General features: G+C 73.2%; 15 protein-coding genes. 7 read left to right on the top strand and 8 right to left on the bottom strand.

Annotation, left to right across the window (positions count from 1 at the left end; all coding sequences use genetic code 11):
* On the bottom strand, nucleotides 1-825 hold an 825-nt coding region (locus tag E1258_RS17750), incomplete at its 3' end, for an alpha/beta hydrolase (protein WP_243715521.1).
* A gap of 156 nt (nucleotides 826-981) precedes the next feature.
* Here E1258_RS17750 and E1258_RS33405 point away from each other — a divergent pair.
* Nucleotides 982-1,155, top strand: coding sequence for a hypothetical protein (locus E1258_RS33405; RefSeq protein ID WP_165949813.1), 174 nt, complete (start codon nucleotides 982-984; stop codon nucleotides 1,153-1,155).
* Between the two features lie 84 nt (nucleotides 1,156-1,239).
* Here the strand turns inward: E1258_RS33405 and E1258_RS17755 are convergent, their stop codons facing one another.
* The 7 genes from E1258_RS17755 to E1258_RS17785 all read right to left on the bottom strand — a co-directional run bounded on the left by E1258_RS17755 (nucleotide 1,240) and on the right by E1258_RS17785 (nucleotide 11,526).
* Nucleotides 1,240-2,409, bottom strand: coding sequence for an acetate/propionate family kinase (locus E1258_RS17755; protein ID WP_132402380.1), 1,170 nt, complete (start codon nucleotides 2,407-2,409; stop codon nucleotides 1,240-1,242).
* Nucleotides 2,406-4,472, bottom strand: a complete 2,067-nt coding sequence (gene pta, locus E1258_RS17760; RefSeq protein ID WP_132402383.1) for a phosphate acetyltransferase — start codon at nucleotides 4,470-4,472, stop codon at nucleotides 2,406-2,408. Before pta ends, E1258_RS17755 begins: the two co-directional genes overlap by 4 nt.
* 80 nt (nucleotides 4,473-4,552) lie before the next feature.
* Nucleotides 4,553-4,732, bottom strand: coding sequence for a DUF6104 family protein (locus E1258_RS17765; RefSeq protein ID WP_132402386.1), 180 nt, complete (start codon nucleotides 4,730-4,732; stop codon nucleotides 4,553-4,555).
* A 119-nt stretch (nucleotides 4,733-4,851) separates the two neighbouring features.
* Nucleotides 4,852-8,652, bottom strand: a complete 3,801-nt coding sequence (locus tag E1258_RS17770) for a multifunctional oxoglutarate decarboxylase/oxoglutarate dehydrogenase thiamine pyrophosphate-binding subunit/dihydrolipoyllysine-residue succinyltransferase subunit (protein ID WP_132402389.1) — start codon at nucleotides 8,650-8,652, stop codon at nucleotides 4,852-4,854.
* A 260-nt stretch (nucleotides 8,653-8,912) separates the two neighbouring features.
* Nucleotides 8,913-9,725, bottom strand: coding sequence for an ABC transporter permease (locus E1258_RS17775; RefSeq protein ID WP_132402392.1), 813 nt, complete (start codon nucleotides 9,723-9,725; stop codon nucleotides 8,913-8,915).
* On the bottom strand, nucleotides 9,722-10,663 hold the full coding sequence (locus E1258_RS17780; protein ID WP_132402395.1) for an ATP-binding cassette domain-containing protein: 942 nt from the start codon (nucleotides 10,661-10,663) through the stop codon (nucleotides 9,722-9,724). Before E1258_RS17780 ends, E1258_RS17775 begins: the two co-directional genes overlap by 4 nt.
* A 206-nt stretch (nucleotides 10,664-10,869) precedes the next feature.
* Nucleotides 10,870-11,526: a hypothetical protein gene (locus tag E1258_RS17785; RefSeq protein ID WP_132402398.1), complete on the bottom strand. Its 657-nt coding sequence runs from the start codon at nucleotides 11,524-11,526 to the stop codon at nucleotides 10,870-10,872.
* 254 nt (nucleotides 11,527-11,780) lie between these two features.
* Here E1258_RS17785 and E1258_RS17790 point away from each other — a divergent pair, with 254 nt between their 5' ends.
* The 6 genes from E1258_RS17790 to E1258_RS17815 all read left to right on the top strand — a co-directional run bounded on the left by E1258_RS17790 (nucleotide 11,781) and on the right by E1258_RS17815 (nucleotide 17,376).
* Nucleotides 11,781-12,623, top strand: a complete 843-nt coding sequence (locus E1258_RS17790) for a GNAT family N-acetyltransferase (protein ID WP_132402410.1) — start codon at nucleotides 11,781-11,783, stop codon at nucleotides 12,621-12,623.
* On the top strand, nucleotides 12,620-13,681 hold the full coding sequence (locus E1258_RS17795; RefSeq protein WP_132402401.1) for a 1-acyl-sn-glycerol-3-phosphate acyltransferase: 1,062 nt from the start codon (nucleotides 12,620-12,622) through the stop codon (nucleotides 13,679-13,681). The genes E1258_RS17790 and E1258_RS17795 overlap by 4 nt, the downstream gene beginning before the upstream one ends.
* 104 nt (nucleotides 13,682-13,785) lie before the next feature.
* The gene (locus E1258_RS17800; RefSeq protein ID WP_132402404.1) at nucleotides 13,786-14,403 is read left to right on the top strand and encodes a DUF4097 family beta strand repeat-containing protein; all 618 of its coding nucleotides are present in this window, start codon (nucleotides 13,786-13,788) and stop codon (nucleotides 14,401-14,403) included.
* Nucleotides 14,400-15,098, top strand: coding sequence for a PadR family transcriptional regulator (locus E1258_RS17805; protein ID WP_243715522.1), 699 nt, complete (start codon nucleotides 14,400-14,402; stop codon nucleotides 15,096-15,098). The genes E1258_RS17800 and E1258_RS17805 overlap by 4 nt, the downstream gene beginning before the upstream one ends.
* A 20-nt stretch (nucleotides 15,099-15,118) precedes the next feature.
* On the top strand, nucleotides 15,119-15,820 hold the full coding sequence (locus E1258_RS17810) for a response regulator transcription factor (protein ID WP_007072772.1): 702 nt from the start codon (nucleotides 15,119-15,121) through the stop codon (nucleotides 15,818-15,820).
* On the top strand, nucleotides 15,817-17,376 hold the full coding sequence (locus E1258_RS17815) for a cell wall metabolism sensor histidine kinase WalK (protein WP_132402407.1): 1,560 nt from the start codon (nucleotides 15,817-15,819) through the stop codon (nucleotides 17,374-17,376). The genes E1258_RS17810 and E1258_RS17815 overlap by 4 nt, the downstream gene beginning before the upstream one ends.
* Nucleotides 17,377-17,599 lie beyond the last annotated feature (223 nt).

A 17,599-nucleotide genomic window follows, 5' to 3' on the forward strand; every position in this document is an offset into this window, starting at 1 on the left:
GCGCAGCGCGGCCGGGTCGCCGTACAGGGACCAGCGCAGGAAGTCCGTCGTGGTGGCGAGGACCTGGGCGAAACCGGGGCGGCCGGGGACCAGGTACGTCCCGTGGTCGCCCGCCGTGACGGTGAGGAACGCGGCCGCTCCGGGCGTGCGGGCGTACGCGGCCCGGCCGACGGCCACCCCGACGATCGGGTCGGCGTCGCCGTGCACGAACAGCACCGGCGCGGCCGGCCCGGCGAACGCACCGGCCAGGCCGCCCCCGGCGATCACGATGCCCGCCCGCAGCCGGGGCGAGCGCCCGGAGGTGAGCATCCCGGCGGTGGTGAAGCCGCCCGCCGAGTGGCCGGCGGCGGCGAACCGGGCGACGTCCAGGTGACCGGCGAGCGGGTCGCCCCGGCGGGCGTCGAGGCGCACCAGGTGCCGGATCAGCCGCCACCCGTCGGCCGGCTGGTGGCGTACGTCGGCGCGGGTGAACCGGATCGCCCCGCGCCGGGTGTGCGGGTACGCCGGCGCGGCGACCACGAAACCGGCGGCGGCCCACCGGCGGGTCAGCGGGGCGTGCAGGGCGGGGAGGCTGTCCAGCCCGTGGCTGAACACGACGACGGGGAAGCGGCCGGGGGCGACCCCGTCCGGGGTGGCCGGATACCAGACGGTCACCGGCAGCGGGCGCGCGCCACCCGGGTCGAGGGTGAAGGTGCGCACCCCGACCGGGTACGCCGTCGCCGGGGCGGGGCCGGCCGCCGGGGCCGTCGCCGGGGCGGCCGTGGCCGTGCCGCAGCCGGCCAGCAGCGCCGTCATCATCGCGGCGACCAGCCGGCGTACCTGCACGCCTTCACGGTAGGCGGCCCGGCGTGCCCGGCGGCCCCGCCGTCCGGACCGGTGGCAACGCCGCCCGGCCGGGGCGGCTCCGCCGATCCGGCGGTCCTGCGGCGCGTCGGCCGCGCGGGGACGTGCGGGGTGGACCGCCTTGGCTAGGGTCTGGCCATGTCTGACAAGTACGTGGATCCGAGCGGCAACACCGAGCAGTTCCGGGCCTTCGCCCACGCGCCGGAGGCCGCTGCCAAGGCCGCCCCGGCGTCGCGGGCCCCGCTGGTCGCCGGCATCGCGGTGGCCGTGGTGCTGCTGGTGGCCGCCGTCGCCTGGCTGGCGGGGAGCTGAGCGGCCGGCAGCCTGCCGGCGGCCTTGCGCATTTGCCGTGACGGTCTGCGCCGCATAGGGTCCGCGCCGCATCGAGTCCGCCGCCTACGGTCTGCGTCCCGGCGGGTCGCCCCAGTCCGCTGTGGCGGCCTCGGCCACGGTGCGGGCCTCGCGGGCGATTTCACGCTCCTCGTCGGTGCCGATCACGCAGACGGCGACCTCCGCGCCCGCCGGGGAGATCACCCGGTCGCCGTCGCCGTCGTTGCGCGCCGGGTCGACGGCGATGCCGAGCCGTCCCAGGCCGGCCAGCGCGGCGGCCCGGACGCCGGCCGCGTGCTCGCCCACCCCGGCGGTGAAGGTGACCGCGTCCACCCGGCCGAGCAGGGCGTAGTACGCCCCGACGTAGCCGGTGATCCGGCGGGTGTAGACGTCGAGGGCGAGCGTGGCGGCCGGGTCCCCGGCGTCGCGGCGGGCCAGCACCTCGCGCACGTCGTTGACCCCGGCGAGGCCGAGCAGGCCGCTGCGGTGGTTGAGCAGGTCGTCGATCTCGTCGATGCCCATGCCGGCCTCGCGGCGCAGGTGGAAGATGACCGTCGGGTCGAGGTCGCCGCTGCGGGTGCCCATCACGAGGCCCTCCAGCGGGGACATCCCCATCGAGGTGGCCACGCTGTGCCCGCCGGCCACCGCGCAGGCGCTCGCGCCGTTGCCCAGGTGCAGGGTGATCGTGTTCAGCTCCGCGTACGGCCGGCCCAGCAGCTCCGCCGTGCGTCGGGAGACGTACGCGTGGGAGGTGCCGTGGAAGCCGTACCGGCGGATGTCGTACCGCCGGGCGGTGTCCCGGTCGATCGCGTAGGTGGCGGCGGCCTCGGGCAGGGTGTGGTGGAACGCGGTGTCGAAGACGGCGACCTGCGGCACCCCGGGCAGCGCCTCGCGGGCGACCCGGATGCCGGCGAGGTTGGCGGGGTTGTGCAGCGGCGCGAGCGGGACCAGCTCCTCGATCGCCGCGAACACGGCGTCGTCGACCAGCACCGGCTCGGCGAAGCGCCGCCCGCCGTGCACCACCCGGTGCCCGACGGCGGTCAGCCCGGTCAGCCCGGTCGGATCGAGCTGGTCGAGCCCGTCGAGGATCTCCCGGACCGCCGTCTCGTGGTCGGCCGGCCCGCCGCCCGGCTCGCCGACCCGCTCGACGGCGCCCTTTCGAAGGACCTCCTCGCCGTCGTAGAGCCGGTACTTCACCGACGACGAACCGCAGTTGAGGACGAGCACCCGACTCATGACGACTCCCCGGCGGCCTGGATGGCGGTGATGGCGACGGTGCTGACGATGTCCGGGACGGTCGCGCCCCGGGACAGGTCGTTGACCGGGCGGCGTAGGCCCTGCATCACCGGACCCACGGCCACCGCCCCGGCCGAGCGCTGCACCGCCTTGTACGTGTTGTTGCCCGTGTTCAGGTCCGGAAAGATGAACACCGTCGCCCGCCCGGCGACCGCGCTGTCGGGCAGCTTGGTGACCGCGACCCTCGGGTCGATCGCCGCGTCGTACTGGATCGGGCCCTCGACCAGCAGCTCCGGCCGCCGCTCGCGGACCAGCCGGGTGGCGGCGGCGACCTTCTCCACATCGGCCCCGGTTCCCGAGTCCCCGGTCGAGTACGACAGCATCGCCACCCGGGGCTCGATGCCGAACCGGGCGGCGGTGTCGGCCGAGGAGATGGCGATGTCGGCGAGTTGGGCGGCGTCCGGGTCGGGGTTGACGGCGCAGTCGCCGTAGACGAGCACCCGGTCGGCGAGCAGCATGAAGAAGACGCTGGATGCCACCGAGACCCCCGGCACCGTGCGGATGATCTCGAAGGCGGGGCGGATGGTGGCGGCGGTGGTGTGGGTGGCCCCGGAGACCATCCCGTCGGCGTGCCCGGTGTGCACCATCATCGTGCCGAAGTAGTTCGGCTGGGCCACGATGTCGTGGGCCAGCTCGGCGGTCATGCCCCGGTGGGCGCGCAGCTTCGCGTACGCCTCGGCGAACTCGTCGCGCCACGGGCTGCTCGCCGGGTCGACGACAGACGCGCCGGCGATGTCGATGCCCAGCTCCCGGGTGCGCCGGGCGATGTCGTCGGGGCGGCCGAGCAGGGTCAGTTCGGCCACGCCCCGGCGCAGCAGGATCTCCGTGGCGCGCAGGATGCGCTCCTCGGCCCCCTCGGGCAGCACCAGGCGGCGGCGGGTGGCCCGGGCCCGGTCGATCAGGTCGTACTCGAACATCAGTGGGGTGACCCGCTCGGAGCGGCTGACCCGCAGCCGACGGGCCAGGTCGACGGTGTCGACGCAGCTCTCGAACGCGCCGAGCGCGGCCTCGACCTTGCGCGGGTGGGCCACGCTGGGCCGGCCCTCGATCCGGCTGGACGCGGCCACCGTGTCGTAGCTGTCGCTGGGCACCGAGAGCACCGCGAGCCCGGTGTTGAGCCCCTCGACCAGGCGCATCGCCCTCGGGTCGGGCTGCTCGCCGAGGGTGAGCACCAGCCCGGCGACGGAGACCTGACCGGCCACGTGCGCGGCGCTCGCCGCCACCAGCAGGTCCGCCCGGTCGCCCGGGGTGATCACCAGCGCGCCCTCGGTCAGGTGGTCCAGCAGGGTCGGCACGTGCGCCGCGCCGACGACGAAGTCGAGCACGTCCCGGCCGAGCGCGGCGTCGTCGCCGGAGAGCAGGGTCGCGCCGAGCGCCGCCGCCACCTCGGCCACCGTCGGCGCCGACACGGTCGGCACCTCCGGGATCGCGTACGCGGGGACGGGCAGGTCGGGCAGCGTCATCGGCCCCGGCACCCGGTTGGCGATCACCGCCAGCACCGTCGCGCCCAGGTCCACCAGATCGTGGTACGCCCTGCGCGTCGCCGCCGCGATCGCCTCCGGCCCCTGCCCGATGCCGTCGACCACGGGCACCACCACGCTGCCGAACTCGATGGCCAGCCGGGCGTTGAACGCCGGCTCGCGGGGGCCCGTCCCGTCGCCGCCGTCGGCGAAGTCGCTGCCCACCACGACCACCGCCGGGCAGCGCCGTTCGACGTCCCGGTACCGCTCGACGATCCGGGAGATCAGTTCCTCCCGCCGGCCGTCGGCGACCAGCGCGCTCGCCTGTGCGTACGTGGCGCCGGACAGGTCGGCCGTTGGCAGGTCCATCCGGTACCGCTCGGTGAGCAGGGCGAGGATGGGGTCGGTGCCGGCCGCGGGGACCAGCGGCCGGAACGCGCCGATCCGCTCGACCTGCCGGGAGAGCAGCTCGGCGAGGCCGAGTGCGATCGTCGACTTGCCCCCGCCGGAACCGACGCTGGTCAGATACACGCTCCGGGCCACGCCCCCACGCTACAAGATCGCACCCCTGCCCGCCCGGGTCCTTGGACCCGGGCGGGCAGGGGCGCCAGTCGTCGGCGTCGTCAGTCGTCGTCGGGGCCGTCGAGGCGGGCGAGCCAGGTGGCGAAGCGTTCGATCGGCGTCTCGAACTCGGGGTTGAGGTCCACGAAGTCGCGCAGGCGCTCGCCCAGCCACTCCACGCTCACCTGTTCCTCGCCCCGCCGCTCGACCAGTTCCTCGATGCCACGGTCGGTGAAGTACATCGGGTGCGTCCTCGTTCCGGGGCCCGCCGTGCGGCCGGGCCGGGTGGTCCGCCGACGCCAGCCGGGGCAGCGGCCCGTCGGTGACGGTCGCTGCCCCGGTGCGCGGCGGTGCGGTCAAATCACGGGCGGGGCAGGGCCGCCTCGATCAGCTTGTTCTGCTCGACCTCGTGCATCTTGGCCGAGCCGACCGCCGGGGCGGCGGCGGCGGGGCGGGAGATGCGACGCAGCCGGACCTCGCTGAGGTGTTCCAACAGGTTGAGCGCGACGAAGCTCCACGCGCCCTGGTTGGCCGGCTCCTCCTGCACCCAGGCGAAGTCCTCGGCGTTCGGGTACTGCGCGAGCGCGGCCCGGATCTCCTCGACGGGCAGCGGGTAGAGCTGCTCCATCCGGAGGATCGCGGTGTCGGTGACGCCCCGCTCGGCGCGGGCCTGGAACAGGTCGTAGTAGACCTTGCCCGAGCAGAGCAGCACCCGCTTCACCCGATCCGGGGCCGGGGCCGCCTGGTCGGCCAGCACCGGGGCGAAGGTGCCAGTGGTGAAGTCCTCGACACCGGAGACGCAGAGCTTGTGCCGCAGCAGCGACTTCGGCGTGAACACCACCAGCGGCTTGCGCTTCGGCGACAGGGCCTGGCGGCGCAGCAGGTGGAAGTAGTTCGCCGGGGTGGTCGGGACGGCCACCCGCATGTTGTCCTCGGCGCAGAGCTGGAGGAACCGCTCCGGGCGGCCGGAGGTGTGGTCCGGGCCCTGGCCCTCGTGGCCGTGCGGCAGCAGGAGGGTGACGGCTGAGCGCTGGCCCCACTTCACCTCGCCGGAGGAGATGAACTCGTCGATCACCGACTGCGCGCCGTTGACGAAGTCGCCGAACTGGGCCTCCCAGCAGACCAGCGCGTTGACGTTCTCCACCGAGTAGCCGTATTCGAAGCCCATTGCGGCGTACTCGGAAAGCAGCGAGTCGTGCACGAAGAACCGGGACCGCTCGCCGTCGGCGGTGAGTGACTTCAGCGGCAGGTAGTCGTCGCCGGTGCGTGCGTCCACCACCGAGGCGTGCCGCTGCACGAACGTGCCCCGGCGGGAGTCCTGTCCGGCGAGCCGGACGGTGACCCCGTCGTGCAGCAGCGAGCCGAACGCGATGATCTCGCCGTAGCCCCAGTCGATGTTGCCCTCGACGGACATCTTCGCCCGCCGGTCGAGTAGCTGCTGGATCCGCTTGTGCGGGGTGAAGCCCTCCGGCAGGTTGGTGTGGGCCTCGCCGACGGCCTTGACGACCTCGGCGCTGGTAGCGGTCTTCACCTGCGGCTCCGGCTCGTCCTCGCGGGGCGGCCGGGCCGCCTGCTTCGGCGCGGAGGCGGCGTCCCGGGTGGCCTTGAAGACCCGCTCAAGCTGTGCCTGGTAGTCGCGCAGCAGCTCCTCCGCGTCCTCCACGGTGATGTCGCCCCGGCCGATCAGCTCCTCGGTGTACAGCTTGCGGACCGACCGCTTCGAGTCGATGATCTTGTACATCTGCGGGTTGGACATCGACGGGTCGTCGCCCTCGTTGTGCCCACGCCGGCGGTAGCAGACCATGTCGATCACGACGTCCTTGTTGAACGCCTGCCGGTACTCGAACGCCAGCCGGGCGACCCGGACCACGGCCTCGGGGTCGTCGCCGTTGACGTGCAGGATCGGGGCCTCGATCATCCGGGCCACGTCGGTGCTGTAGAGGCTGGAGCGGGAGTGCTCGGGGGCGGTGGTGAAGCCGACCTGGTTGTTGACCACCACGTGCACCGTGCCGCCGGTGCGGTAACCGCGTAGCTGCGACAAATTGAGCGTCTCGGCGACCACACCCTGCCCGGCGAAGGCGGCGTCACCGTGCACCGCCAGCGGCAGCACCGTGTACCCCTCCAGCTTGAGGTCGATCCGGTCCTGCTTGGCCCGGACGATGCCCTCCAGCACCGGGTCGACGGCCTCCAGGTGCGACGGGTTCGCCACCACCGACACCTTGACGGAGTGCTCGCCGTCGGGGGTGGTGAACTTGCCGTTCTGGCCGAGGTGGTACTTCACGTCGCCCGAGCCCTGCGTGGAGCGCGGGTCGAGGTGCCCCTCGAACTCCGAGAAGATCTTCTCGTACGGCTTGCCGACGATGTTGGCCAGCACGTTGAGCCGGCCCCGGTGGGCCATGCCGATGACGACCTCGTCGAGTCCCGCCTCGGCGGAGGACTCCAGCACCTCGCCGAGCAGCGGGATCAGCGACTCGCCGCCCTCCAGCGAGAAGCGCTTCTGGCCGACGTACTTGGTCTGGAGGAAGGTCTCGAACGCCTCGGCGGCGTTCAACCGGTTGAGCACGTGCTTCTGCTCGTCGGAGGTGGGCTTCTCGTACTTGCGCTCGATCCGCTCCTGGATCCAGCGCCGCTCCTCCGGGTCCTGGATGTGCATGTACTCCACGCCGACCCGGCGGCAGTACGAGTCGCGCAGCACGCCGAGGATGTCGCGCAGCTTCATCCGCTGCCGGCCGGCGAAGCCGTTGACCGGGAAGACCCGGTCCAGGTCCCACAGGGTCAACCCGTGCTGGAGGACGTCCAGGTCCGGGTGCTTGCGGATCTTGAACTCCAGCGGGTCGGTGTCGGCCATCAGGTGGCCGCGCACCCGGTACGCGTGGATCAGTTCGTGCACCCGCGCGGTCTTGTTGATCTGGCCCTCGGAGTTGACGGCCACGTCCTGCATCCAGCGCACCGGCTCGTACGGGATGCGCAGCGAGGTGAAGATCTGGTCGTAGAAGCCGTGCTCGCCGAGCAGCAGCTCGTGCATGACCTTGAGGAACTCGCCGGACTGCGCGCCCTGGATGATCCGGTGGTCGTACGTGCTGGTGAGCGTGATGATCTTGCTGACCGCCAGCTCGGCGAGGGTGGCCTCGCTCATCCCCTGGTACGGCGCCGGGTACTCCATCGCGCCCACGCCGATGATGGCGCTCTGCCCGGTCATCAGGCGTGGGATCGAGTGCACCGTGCCGATGCCGCCCGGGTTGGTCAGCGAGATCGTGGTGCCGGAGTAGTCCTCCATCGTCAGCTCGTTGCGGCGGGCACGCCGGACCACGTCCTCGTACGCCTGCCAGAACTGCCGGAAGTCCATCGTCTCGCAGCCCTTGATGGACGGCACCACCAGGTTGCGGCTGCCGTCGGGCTTGGCCAGGTCGATCGCGATGCCCAGGTTGACGTGCTCGGGACGGACCATCGCCGGCTTGCCGTCGACCTCGGCGAAGGAGTTGTTCATCTCCGGGTGCTCGACGAGCGCCCGGACCATCGCGTACCCGATCAGGTGGGTGAAGCTGACCTTGCCACCGCGCCCGCGGGCGAGGTGATTGTTGATCACAATCCGGTTGTCGACCAGCAGCTTGGCCGGGACGGCGCGCACGCTCGTCGCGGTCGGCACGCCCAGCGAGGCGTCCATGTTCTGGACGATCTTCGCGGCGACGCCGCGCAGCGGGGTGGTCTGCGGGCCGGCAACGGCCGGCTTCGCCGGTGCGGCCTTGGTGGCCGGCGTGGCCTTCGCGGGCGCCGTCTTCGCGGCGGCCGGGGCCGGGGCGGGCTTCGCGGCCGGCGCGGCGGGCTTCGCGGCCTGCTCCGTCCCGGACACGGCCGGCTTCGGCGCGGCGGGCTGCGCGGCCGGGGTCTTCCCGGCGGGGGCCGGCTCAACCTTCTTGGCCGGCTGGGCGACGGCGGCGGCCTCCTGCTGCCCGGCCGGCTCCGGCGTGCCCTTCGCGCCGTGGCTGGCCGGGCGCGGTGTGGCGGCACCCGGTGCCGGACGGTAGTCGGCGAAGAAGTCGTGCCAGGCCGAATCGACGCTGCTTGGGTCGGCGAGGTACCGCTGGTACATCTCCTCGACGATCCACTCGTTCGGGCCGAAACCCGCCAGTGGGTTCTCCTGCGAAGTCTGCTGGGTCGACACGGCCGGTAATCGCCTCTTTCACGCGGGTTTGTGTGTCACGCGGTGTCCGTCGTCGCCCCGATTGAGGGGGCGGGCGGGGACGGCTCCCAGGCTACGCCGTAGGAATACGCTAGGCATTTCCGGCTCCGGCCCGTGGTCGGTTTCACAGAAGATGCCAGAAGTTCGGTCAGCGCTGCGTGTTGCGTTGACGACCGAGCGGAGGCGGCCTGCCCGCCGCGACGGATCGCCGTGGCGGGCAGGTGACCGCCCTCTGGAGTCGGTCAGGAGATGTCTCGCCTGCGCGTGATCAGGACGCCGATGATGCCACTGGTCAGGGCATACGCCATCAACACCAAGGCGCCGACCCACCAAGCGGGAGCCATCTCGGACTCGCCTCCGCTGATCATGATGGTGGACGCGGCAGCGGGCCAGATCACCTGCCACTTGACCAGTGCCATGTTGTCCAGCCAGTTGGCGAGTAGCAGGAAGAGCACGCCCACTACCTGAGTGCCGACCAGGTACAGGACGGAGGCCGTGATCACTGCGCCAAGCTGGTTGGTGATCAGCGTGCCGATACCCACCCCGAGGACGGTCCAGATGGCGTACGCGAGCAGGTTGAGTAGCAGCGCCCGTTGAACCTCCCACTCGCCCAGCTGGGTGCCGTGGTCGTTGAGCGCAAGGAACATCGCACCCGCGCCCAGGTCGATCAGCGTGGTCACCAGCCAGAACGCGAAGCCCAGCGTGCTTGCGGCGAGGAGCTTGCTGACGATCACCGAGGTGCGTCGGGGCGTGGCCAGGAAGGTGGTGGTCGCGGTCTGGTGGAAGAACTCGTTGGTGACCATGAGAATGCCAATGAGCATTACGAACATCAGGCCGAGGTACTGGCCGGAGGTATAGATGTTCGCCGCCTGCGCCTCCGGGGAGGCGGCATCACCGTTGAGTCCGACATTCTCGCCATTGCCGCTAAGCGCCTGACTGGCGATCCAGGCGTTCAGGGCGAAGGCCAGGACGATGGAGAGGAACGCCCCGATGGCCAGCAGCCACCACGTGTTGGTGGTGCGGATCTTGATCAGCTCGGATCGGACGAGGTTCATCGGATGCCCGCCTTTCCGGCCGTCAGCTCCAGGAAGACCCGTTCCAGGTCGGGTCGCTCCGGGGTCAGTTCGTGCAGCTCCACTCCGGCGGCCAGGGCGACCTTGCCGATGGCCGGGGCGTCCGCCCCACTGACCAGCAGCACGCCGTGCTCGCCGGTCTCCACCGTCGCCGACTGCTTGCGCAGCGCCGCGACCAGCTCGTCGGCCTGCGGGGTGCGTACCCGCACCCGGCCGTCGCTCTGCGCCATGGAGCCGAGCACCTGCTCGACCGGCCCCTGCCGGACCAGCTTGCCGGCCGCGATGATCACCACGTCGTCGGCGAGCAACTGCATCTCCGACAGCAGGTGACTGGAGACCAGCACCGTACGGCCCTCGAGGGCCAGCCCCTTGAGGAAGCCGCGCATCCACCGGATGCCCTCGGGGTCGAGCCCGTTCGCCGGCTCGTCGAGGATCAGCACCCGGGGATCGCCGAGCATCGCGGCGGCGATGCCGAGGCGCTGCTTCATGCCCAGCGAGTAGCCCTTGAACTTGCGCTTCGCCGCCGGCGTGAGCCCGACCAGAGCCAGTGCCTCGTCGGCGCGTGACTTCGGCAGACCGGCCGCCGCGCAGATCACGCGCAGGTGGTTCACGCCGGTGCGGCCCTTGTGCGCGCTGGACGCCTCCAGCACCGCCCCGACGTGGCGCAGCGGGTCGGCCAGGTCCGCGTAGCGGTGGCCGCCGATGGTCGCCGTGCCGCCGGTCGGGGTGACCAGGTTCAGCAACATGCGCAGCGTGGTGGTCTTGCCGGCACCGTTGGGGCCGAGGAAGCCGGTGACCCGCCCCGGTTCGACCGTGAACGACAGATTGTCGACCGCCCGGACGTTCTTGTACTGCTTCGTCAGGCCGGACACCACGATCTGACCGCCGCCGGTTCTGGGGCTTCGCTGCCCGTCAGACATTGCTCTCCTCCCGTGCGCGGCGCGCGGAGCGCGCCGACGTGTGTGGCGCAGTTGCGCACGCGCCGTCGCACAGCCTGGCAAGGCCGCGCAACCAGGTCAATCAGGTGCGATACCTACGCTCGTCTCCATCTCAGGCAGGAGCAGGTCCTCCCCAGGGACGAGGCCGTCCCCGGCCGGTGTGCGGCGGGGCTGCTCCCGGCCGCTTGTCACGCCCCGGGCAGGGCGATCCAGGCGGCCACGGCCCGGCCCAGCAGTCGGCCGTCCGGGGCGTACAGGCTGGTCCTGACCACTGCCTTGCGTCCCCACGTGCCGTCGGCCACGCCAATCACCACGCACTCGTCGCCGGGGGCCGGCAGCCCGTCCAGCACGGCGGCGATCCGGCCCAGCACGTACGGCCGGCCCGGGCCGATCACGGCCCAGCCCCCGGGGCAGTCCAGCGCCGCCCAGACCGTGGCGGTGCTCACCTCGGCCGGGGCGGTGAACGGCGCGGCGGTCCGCCCGTCCGGCAGCCGGCCGGGGAAGATCCGCAGCCCGTCGGTCCGGTCCGGCCCGCAGACGAAGCAGCCGGGGAACGGATGGTCCACCAGCCCCGGGTACGCCGCCGAGGCGGCCCGCGCCGTGTCGGCGTCCACCGGGGGCACCACCTGCGGAACCTCGTCGACGCCGCGCACCTGGGCGATCAGCCCGCCGTCCGGGTCGCGGACCTCGCCGCCGTCGAGGGCCAGCGGGGTCTCCAGCGGCGGCGGCTGCCGCAGCGTCACCTCGACGACGCCGCCGAGCCCGGACGCGGCGGCGAAGACACCGGCGCACCAACCGCCGTTGCCCGATCCGGGCGGCCCGTTGAATTTCGCGGGGATGATCATGCGCACCTCCGCCGCGCAGCCTCGCACGCCCGCCCGCTGTGCAAGGAAGGGCCCCTTGTTGACGCCTGCGGTATAGCCCTTGTTGACGCCTGCGGTATAGAAGGGTCCCCTTCTCGCCGTCCGGCCGGCTGGCCAGACGGCCAGACGGCCAGGGTGAGGTTGCGGGGGAGGGTGGGAAAGTCTGCCCGGTGGCGTTCACCGGATCGACACCGGTCGTCCCTGCTGGCGGCATCCGGGGCACCTACACAGTGCTCATGGCCGTTCTGCCCGTCGCTGGCGTTCCCCTGACGACCAGCGGATACACCGTGTCGATCGCCGACGACCCCCGCCAGGTCGCGGCCGCGCAGCGCCTGCGCCACAACGTCTTCGCCACCGAACTCGGGGCCACCCTGCGCCCCGGGCCGGCCGGCCTGGACGCCGACGACCTCGACCCCTACTGCGACCACCTGATCGTCCGCGAGGAGCGCACCGGCGAGGTGGTCGGGACGTACCGCCTGCTGCCGCCCGGACGGACCACCCGCCGGTACGCGGAGGCCGAGTTCGACCTGACCGCGCTCGACCCGCTCCGGGACGTCCTGGTGGAGGCCGGCCGGTCCTGTGTCCACCCGGATCACCGCTCCGGCGCGGTGATCAACCTGATGTGGACCGGCATCACCCGCTACCTGCACCTGCGCGGGTCGCGCTGGCTGGGCGGCTGCGCCTCGGTCCCGGTCGAAGACGGTGGGCGGCTCGTCGCCGGCGTCTGGGACCATGTCCGGGCCCGGCATCTGGCCCCGCCGCCGCTGCGGGTCCGGCCGCTGCGGCCCTGGTTCGCCGAGCCGCCTGTGGTCGGCCCGCCCGCTGCCCCGCCTGTCGTGTCGCCGCCGGCTGCCAGCCCGCCGGTCGGGGGGCCGGCCGTCCCCGGCGCCCCGGCACCGGCCGGCCGGGCCGTGGTTCCGCCGCTGCTGCGCGGGTACCTGCGGCTTGGTGCCTGGGTGGCGGGCGAGCCGGCGTACGACCCGGACTTCCGGGTCGCCGACTTCTACGTGATCTTCTCGCTGGACCGGATGAACCCGCGCTACCTGCGCCACTTCCTCGGTGGCGGGGTCGACCGGTGACCGCCCGCCACGACCTCTGGCGACCGGTCTCCGGCTGCGGGGCGGGCTGCCTGCCCGGGCCGGGAGAGACCCCCGCCGCGCCGGTCGCGCACCGGCTCGGCCGGCTGGTCGCCGTACTCGTGATGCTGGTGGCCGGCGCGGGGCTGGCCGTGCTGCTGCCGGCGCTGCCGGCCCGGGAGCGGCGGGCCGCGCTGCGCGGCTGGGCCCGGGGAACCGCCCGGGCGTTCGGCGTGCGGCTGGTGGTCCGGGGCCGGCTGCCCCGCCGGCCTGCGCTCGTGGTCGCCAATCACGCCTCGTGGCTGGACGTGCTCGCGCTGCTGGCCGTGGCCCCGGCCCGGGTGCTGGCCAAGCGCGAGGTGCGGGCCTGGCCGCTGGTCGGGCCGCTGGCGGCCGCGGCGGGCACCCTCTTCGTGGACCGCGCGCGGCCCCGCGCGCTGCCCGCCACCGTGCACCGGGTCGCCGCCGCGCTGCGGGCCGGTCACCCGGTCGCGGTCTTTCCGGAGGGTACGACCTGGTGCGGCGCGGCCCTCGGGTGCCGGCCGGGCGGCGGGTTCCGCCCGGCGGTGTTCCAGGCGGCGGTCGACGCCGGCGCGCCGGTCGTCCCGGTCCGGATCGGCTACGGCCTGACCGCTGCCGCCGCAAGCGCCGCTGCCACTGCCGGTGTGCCGACGACCGCGGGGGCCTTCCTCGGGGCGGAGACACTGGGGCGGTCGCTCTGGCGGGTGCTCGCCACCCGGGGCCTGACGGTGACGGTCACGGCCACCGCCGCGCTGCACCCGGGGCGGGACGCGGACCGGCGGCGGCTCGCCCGGATCGCGGAGTCGGCGGTTCACCTCGTACCGCCGCAGGCCGCCGCCCCGGTCGTGCCGTTCCCGGCGGCCCGGCTGTTGCGGGAGGACACCGCGGCCCGGCTGCTGCGGGAGGACACCGCGGCCCGGCTGCTGTCGCAGGACGCGGCGGCCCGGCCGCTCAGGGAGGACGCCGCGGCCCAGTCGCTGTCGCAGGAGACCGCTGCGCGGGAGGAGGTCCCGGGTCGGGAGGTCGGCCTGGCGGCCTGACGTGTCCCCGTCACACGCGACAGTCTTGTTCGGTCGCGATGTATCGCGTTACTCTTCTCCCGAGGAGCGCGCCGGTGGGGCGCGTGCCCGGGCGGGAGGACGCCATGCCCACTTGGACAGTCGACGGCCCGCAGCAGCTCACCCTCGACGAGCCGGTCACCGCCGTCCCGGCGGACGTGTTGGCCGACCTCGGGCTGGTCGACGGCTCACTGGTCGCCTCGGGCCTGCGTCGGGAGACCCGCGCCGACGTCACGTCGGGGCAGATCACCCTCGTGGGCCTCCGGGGGCGTACCGCCGCGAAGATCTTTTCCGGGCCGGTGGAGGCCCTGGGGGTGGCCGGCGACCTGAGCCTGGAAACCGTCTCGGGGGAGGTGGTTCTCGCCGACGGTGCCGTTGGCGCGGTCCGCGCGCACACCGTTTCCGGCGAGATCACCTGCGACCTGGACAATCCGCGCGGCGGCGAGATCCAGCTCAGCGCGGCCTCCGGCGCGATCACCGTCCGGGTGCGCGAGGACAGCGACCTCGCCGTCCACCCGCACACCGCATCCGGCCGGATCGCCAGCGGGTTTCCGCAGGTGCGCGGGCGGTCCGGTCTCGGTGCCGTGCGGGACAGCGCGGGGGTCATCGGCACCGGCGCCGGTAAGCTCTGGGCGTCCGCGACCTCCGGCAGCATCGCGCTGCTCGCCCGCCCGGTCGACGCCGACGCCGAGGAGCTGCCGTGACGGTCGTGTTCAGCCATGGGCGGCTGCGGCTCTACCTGCTCAAGCTCCTCGACGACGGCCCGAAGCACGGGTACGAGCTGATCCGCCTGCTGGAAGATCGCTTCCTCGGCCTCTACGCCCCGAGCGCCGGCACGATCTATCCCCGGCTCCAGCGGCTGGAGGCCGAGGGGCGGGTGACCCACACCGCCGCCGGTGGCCGCAAGATCTACGAGATCACCGAGGCGGGCCAGGCCGAGCTGCGCCAGCGCGCCGGCGAGCTGGCCACCCTGGAGTCCGACATCAGCTCCTCGGTGGCGGACCTGTCGACCCTGGCCAACGAGATCCGCTCCGAGGTACGCGGCTCGGTGCGTGACCTCAAGCGAGAGCTGCGCGAGGCGACCCGGCGGACGCAGCAGTCCCGGCGTACCCGATGGGAGACCCCGCCTGCCCCGGGCCCGGCGCGGCCGGACGCCCCCACCGACGCGTCGCCGCTGCTGGCCGAGCTCGACCAGCGGCTGGCCGCGTTCACCGTCGAGATCGGGGCGCTGGTCCGGGCCGGCCGCCTCGACGACGTCCAGCTCCGTGCGGCGATCCGGGTCCTCGACGGTGCCCTGGACGGGCTGCGCCGGCTGCTCCGCCAGGCGACGACCGCCTCCGCCCCGCTCTTGCCGAGTTCTCAGGGAGTTTCCAGCAACCGCCCAGCGCAGGCGCAGTGACATCGCGGATGATGGTCGGCATGGCCGCTACCCAGACCGAGGCGCGACTGCTCGTCGTCGAGGACGATCCCAACATCCTCGAACTGCTCTCCGCGAGCCTCCGCTTCGCCGGCTTCGACGTGGCCACCGCGACCAGCGGGAGCGCCGCGCTGAACGCCGCCAAGGACCACCGCCCCGACCTGGTGGTGCTCGACGTGATGCTCCCCGACCTCGACGGCTTCGAGGTCATCCGGATGCTCCGCGAGGGCGGCACCCGCACCCCGGTGGTCTTCCTGACGGCCCGGGACGCCACGGACGACAAGATCCGCGGACTGACCCTGGGCGGCGACGACTACGTCACCAAGCCGTTCAGCCTGGAGGAGCTCACGGCCCGCATCCGCGCCGTGCTGCGCCGCACGGCCAACGGTGACCAGGCCCCGTCCCGGCTCACCTTCGCCGACCTGGAGCTGGACGAGGAGACCCACGAGGTGCACCGGGCCGGGCAGCGCGTGCAGCTCTCGCCGACCGAGTTCAAGCTGCTGCGGTACTTGATGCTCAACGCCAACCGGGTGCTGTCCAAGGCGCAGATCCTCGACCACGTGTGGAACTACGACTTCCGGGGCGACGACAACATCGTCGAGTCGTACATCTCGTACCTGCGGCGCAAGGTCGACAACACCCAGCCCCGGCTGATCCACACTCTGCGCGGCGTGGGGTACGTGCTGCGCAAGCCGGCGGCGTGAACGCCCTCGCGCTGGCGAAGGGACGACTGCGGAGCGTGCCGCTGCGGCTGAAGCTGGTCACGGCGGTGCTGACGCTGGTCGCCGTCGCCCTGCTGGTGATCAGCTCGCTGACCACGTACTTCCTGCGTAACTACCTGGTCGCCCAGGTCGACGGCGAGCTGCAGGCCTCGGTGGACAACATCGAGACCACCCTGATCACCGCCCAGGTCACGCGGTCGATCGTGCCCACCGACTACCTGGTGGTGGCCACCGACGCGCGGACCGGGGCGGTGTCGGTCACCGAGTACGACCGGGGCCGGTTCCGCCTCGACGACCTGCCTACCTGGCCGAGCGACGCGGCCGGCTTCGCGGCCCAGGCCGGCGAGCCGCGGATGGTGCGGGCCCGCGACAGCGGGGTGCGCTGGCGGATTCTCTACGCCGAGCTGCCGAACGGGCAGATGGTGGCCATCGCGCAGAACCTCACCGACGTCGACTTGGCGGTCAAGCGGCTGATCTGGATAGACCTCCTGGTCGGCGGGGCGGTGTTGATCCTGCTCGCCTCCATCGGCGCGGCGATCGTGCGGACCAGCCTCAAGCCGCTGGTGGAGATAGAGCGCACCGCCGCCGCCATCGCCGGCGGCGACCTGACCCGCCGGGTGCCCGACCCGGAGGAGGGCCGGACCTGCCCCACCTCGGAGCTGGGGCGGCTGTCCCGGGCGCTGAACACCATGCTGGCCCAGATCGAGGCCGCGTTCACCGCCCGCGCCGCCTCGGAGATCGCCGCCCGGTCGGCCGAGGCGGGCGCGCGCGACGCGGCCGCCGCCGCGCAGGCGTCCGAGGCGCGGGCCCGGCGCTCGGAGGAGCGGATGCGGCAGTTCGTCGCGGACGCCTCGCACGAGCTGCGTACGCCGCTGACCACCATCCGGGGTTTCGCCGAGCTGTACCGGCAGGGCGCGGCCCGGGCCCCGGAGGAGACCGCCGGCCTGCTGCGCCGGATCGAGGACGAGGCCGCCCGGATGGGGCTGTTGGTGGAGGACCTGCTGCTGCTTGCCCGGCTGGACCGGGAGCGGCCCCTCTCGCTCGCCCCGGTGGAGCTGCCGCTGCTGGCCGGCGACGCCGTGCAGGCGGCCCGGGTGGTGGCCCCGGACCGGCGCATCGAGCTGGAGATCGAGCCGGGCTCCGGGCCGCTGGTGGTGCTCGGCGACGACGCCCGGCTGCGGCAGGTGATCGGCAACCTGATGACGAACGCGCTCACCCACACCCCGCCGGACGCCTCGGTGACCCTGCGGCTGCGTATCGAGCCGGGGAACCTGGCGGTGGTGGAGGTGGCCGACACCGGCCCGGGGCTTTCCCCGGAGCAGTCCGAGCGGGTGTTCGAGCGCTTCTACCGGGCCGACGCCGCCCGGACCCGCCGGGCCGGCGGAATGACCAGCACGGGGCTGGGGCTGGCCATCGTGGCCGCGCTGGTCGCCGCGCACCACGGCACTGTGGAGGTCGGCGAGACCCCGGGCGGGGGAGCGACCTTCCGGGTCCGGGTTCCCCTGCTTCCGGACCCCGGGGACGACCCGGGGGAGTGACTTTCAGGGAACTTCCAGGCGGATTCCAGGCTGGTTGCAGTGGCAGGGGAGAAGGTGGATACATGACCGAGTACGAGACTGACCCGCAGCGGCGGCCGGCGCCCTCCGACGCCGAGCCGTCGCACCCCACCGCCGAGCTGTCCCGCGCCGAGACCGGGCTGTCCGACTCCCCGGCCGTCGAGTCCAGCGCGTCGATTGCCCACACCGACCCGACCCCCCACAC

Source organism: Micromonospora sp. KC207 (assembly GCF_004348615.1).
Classification (GTDB): domain Bacteria; phylum Actinomycetota; class Actinomycetes; order Mycobacteriales; family Micromonosporaceae; genus Micromonospora.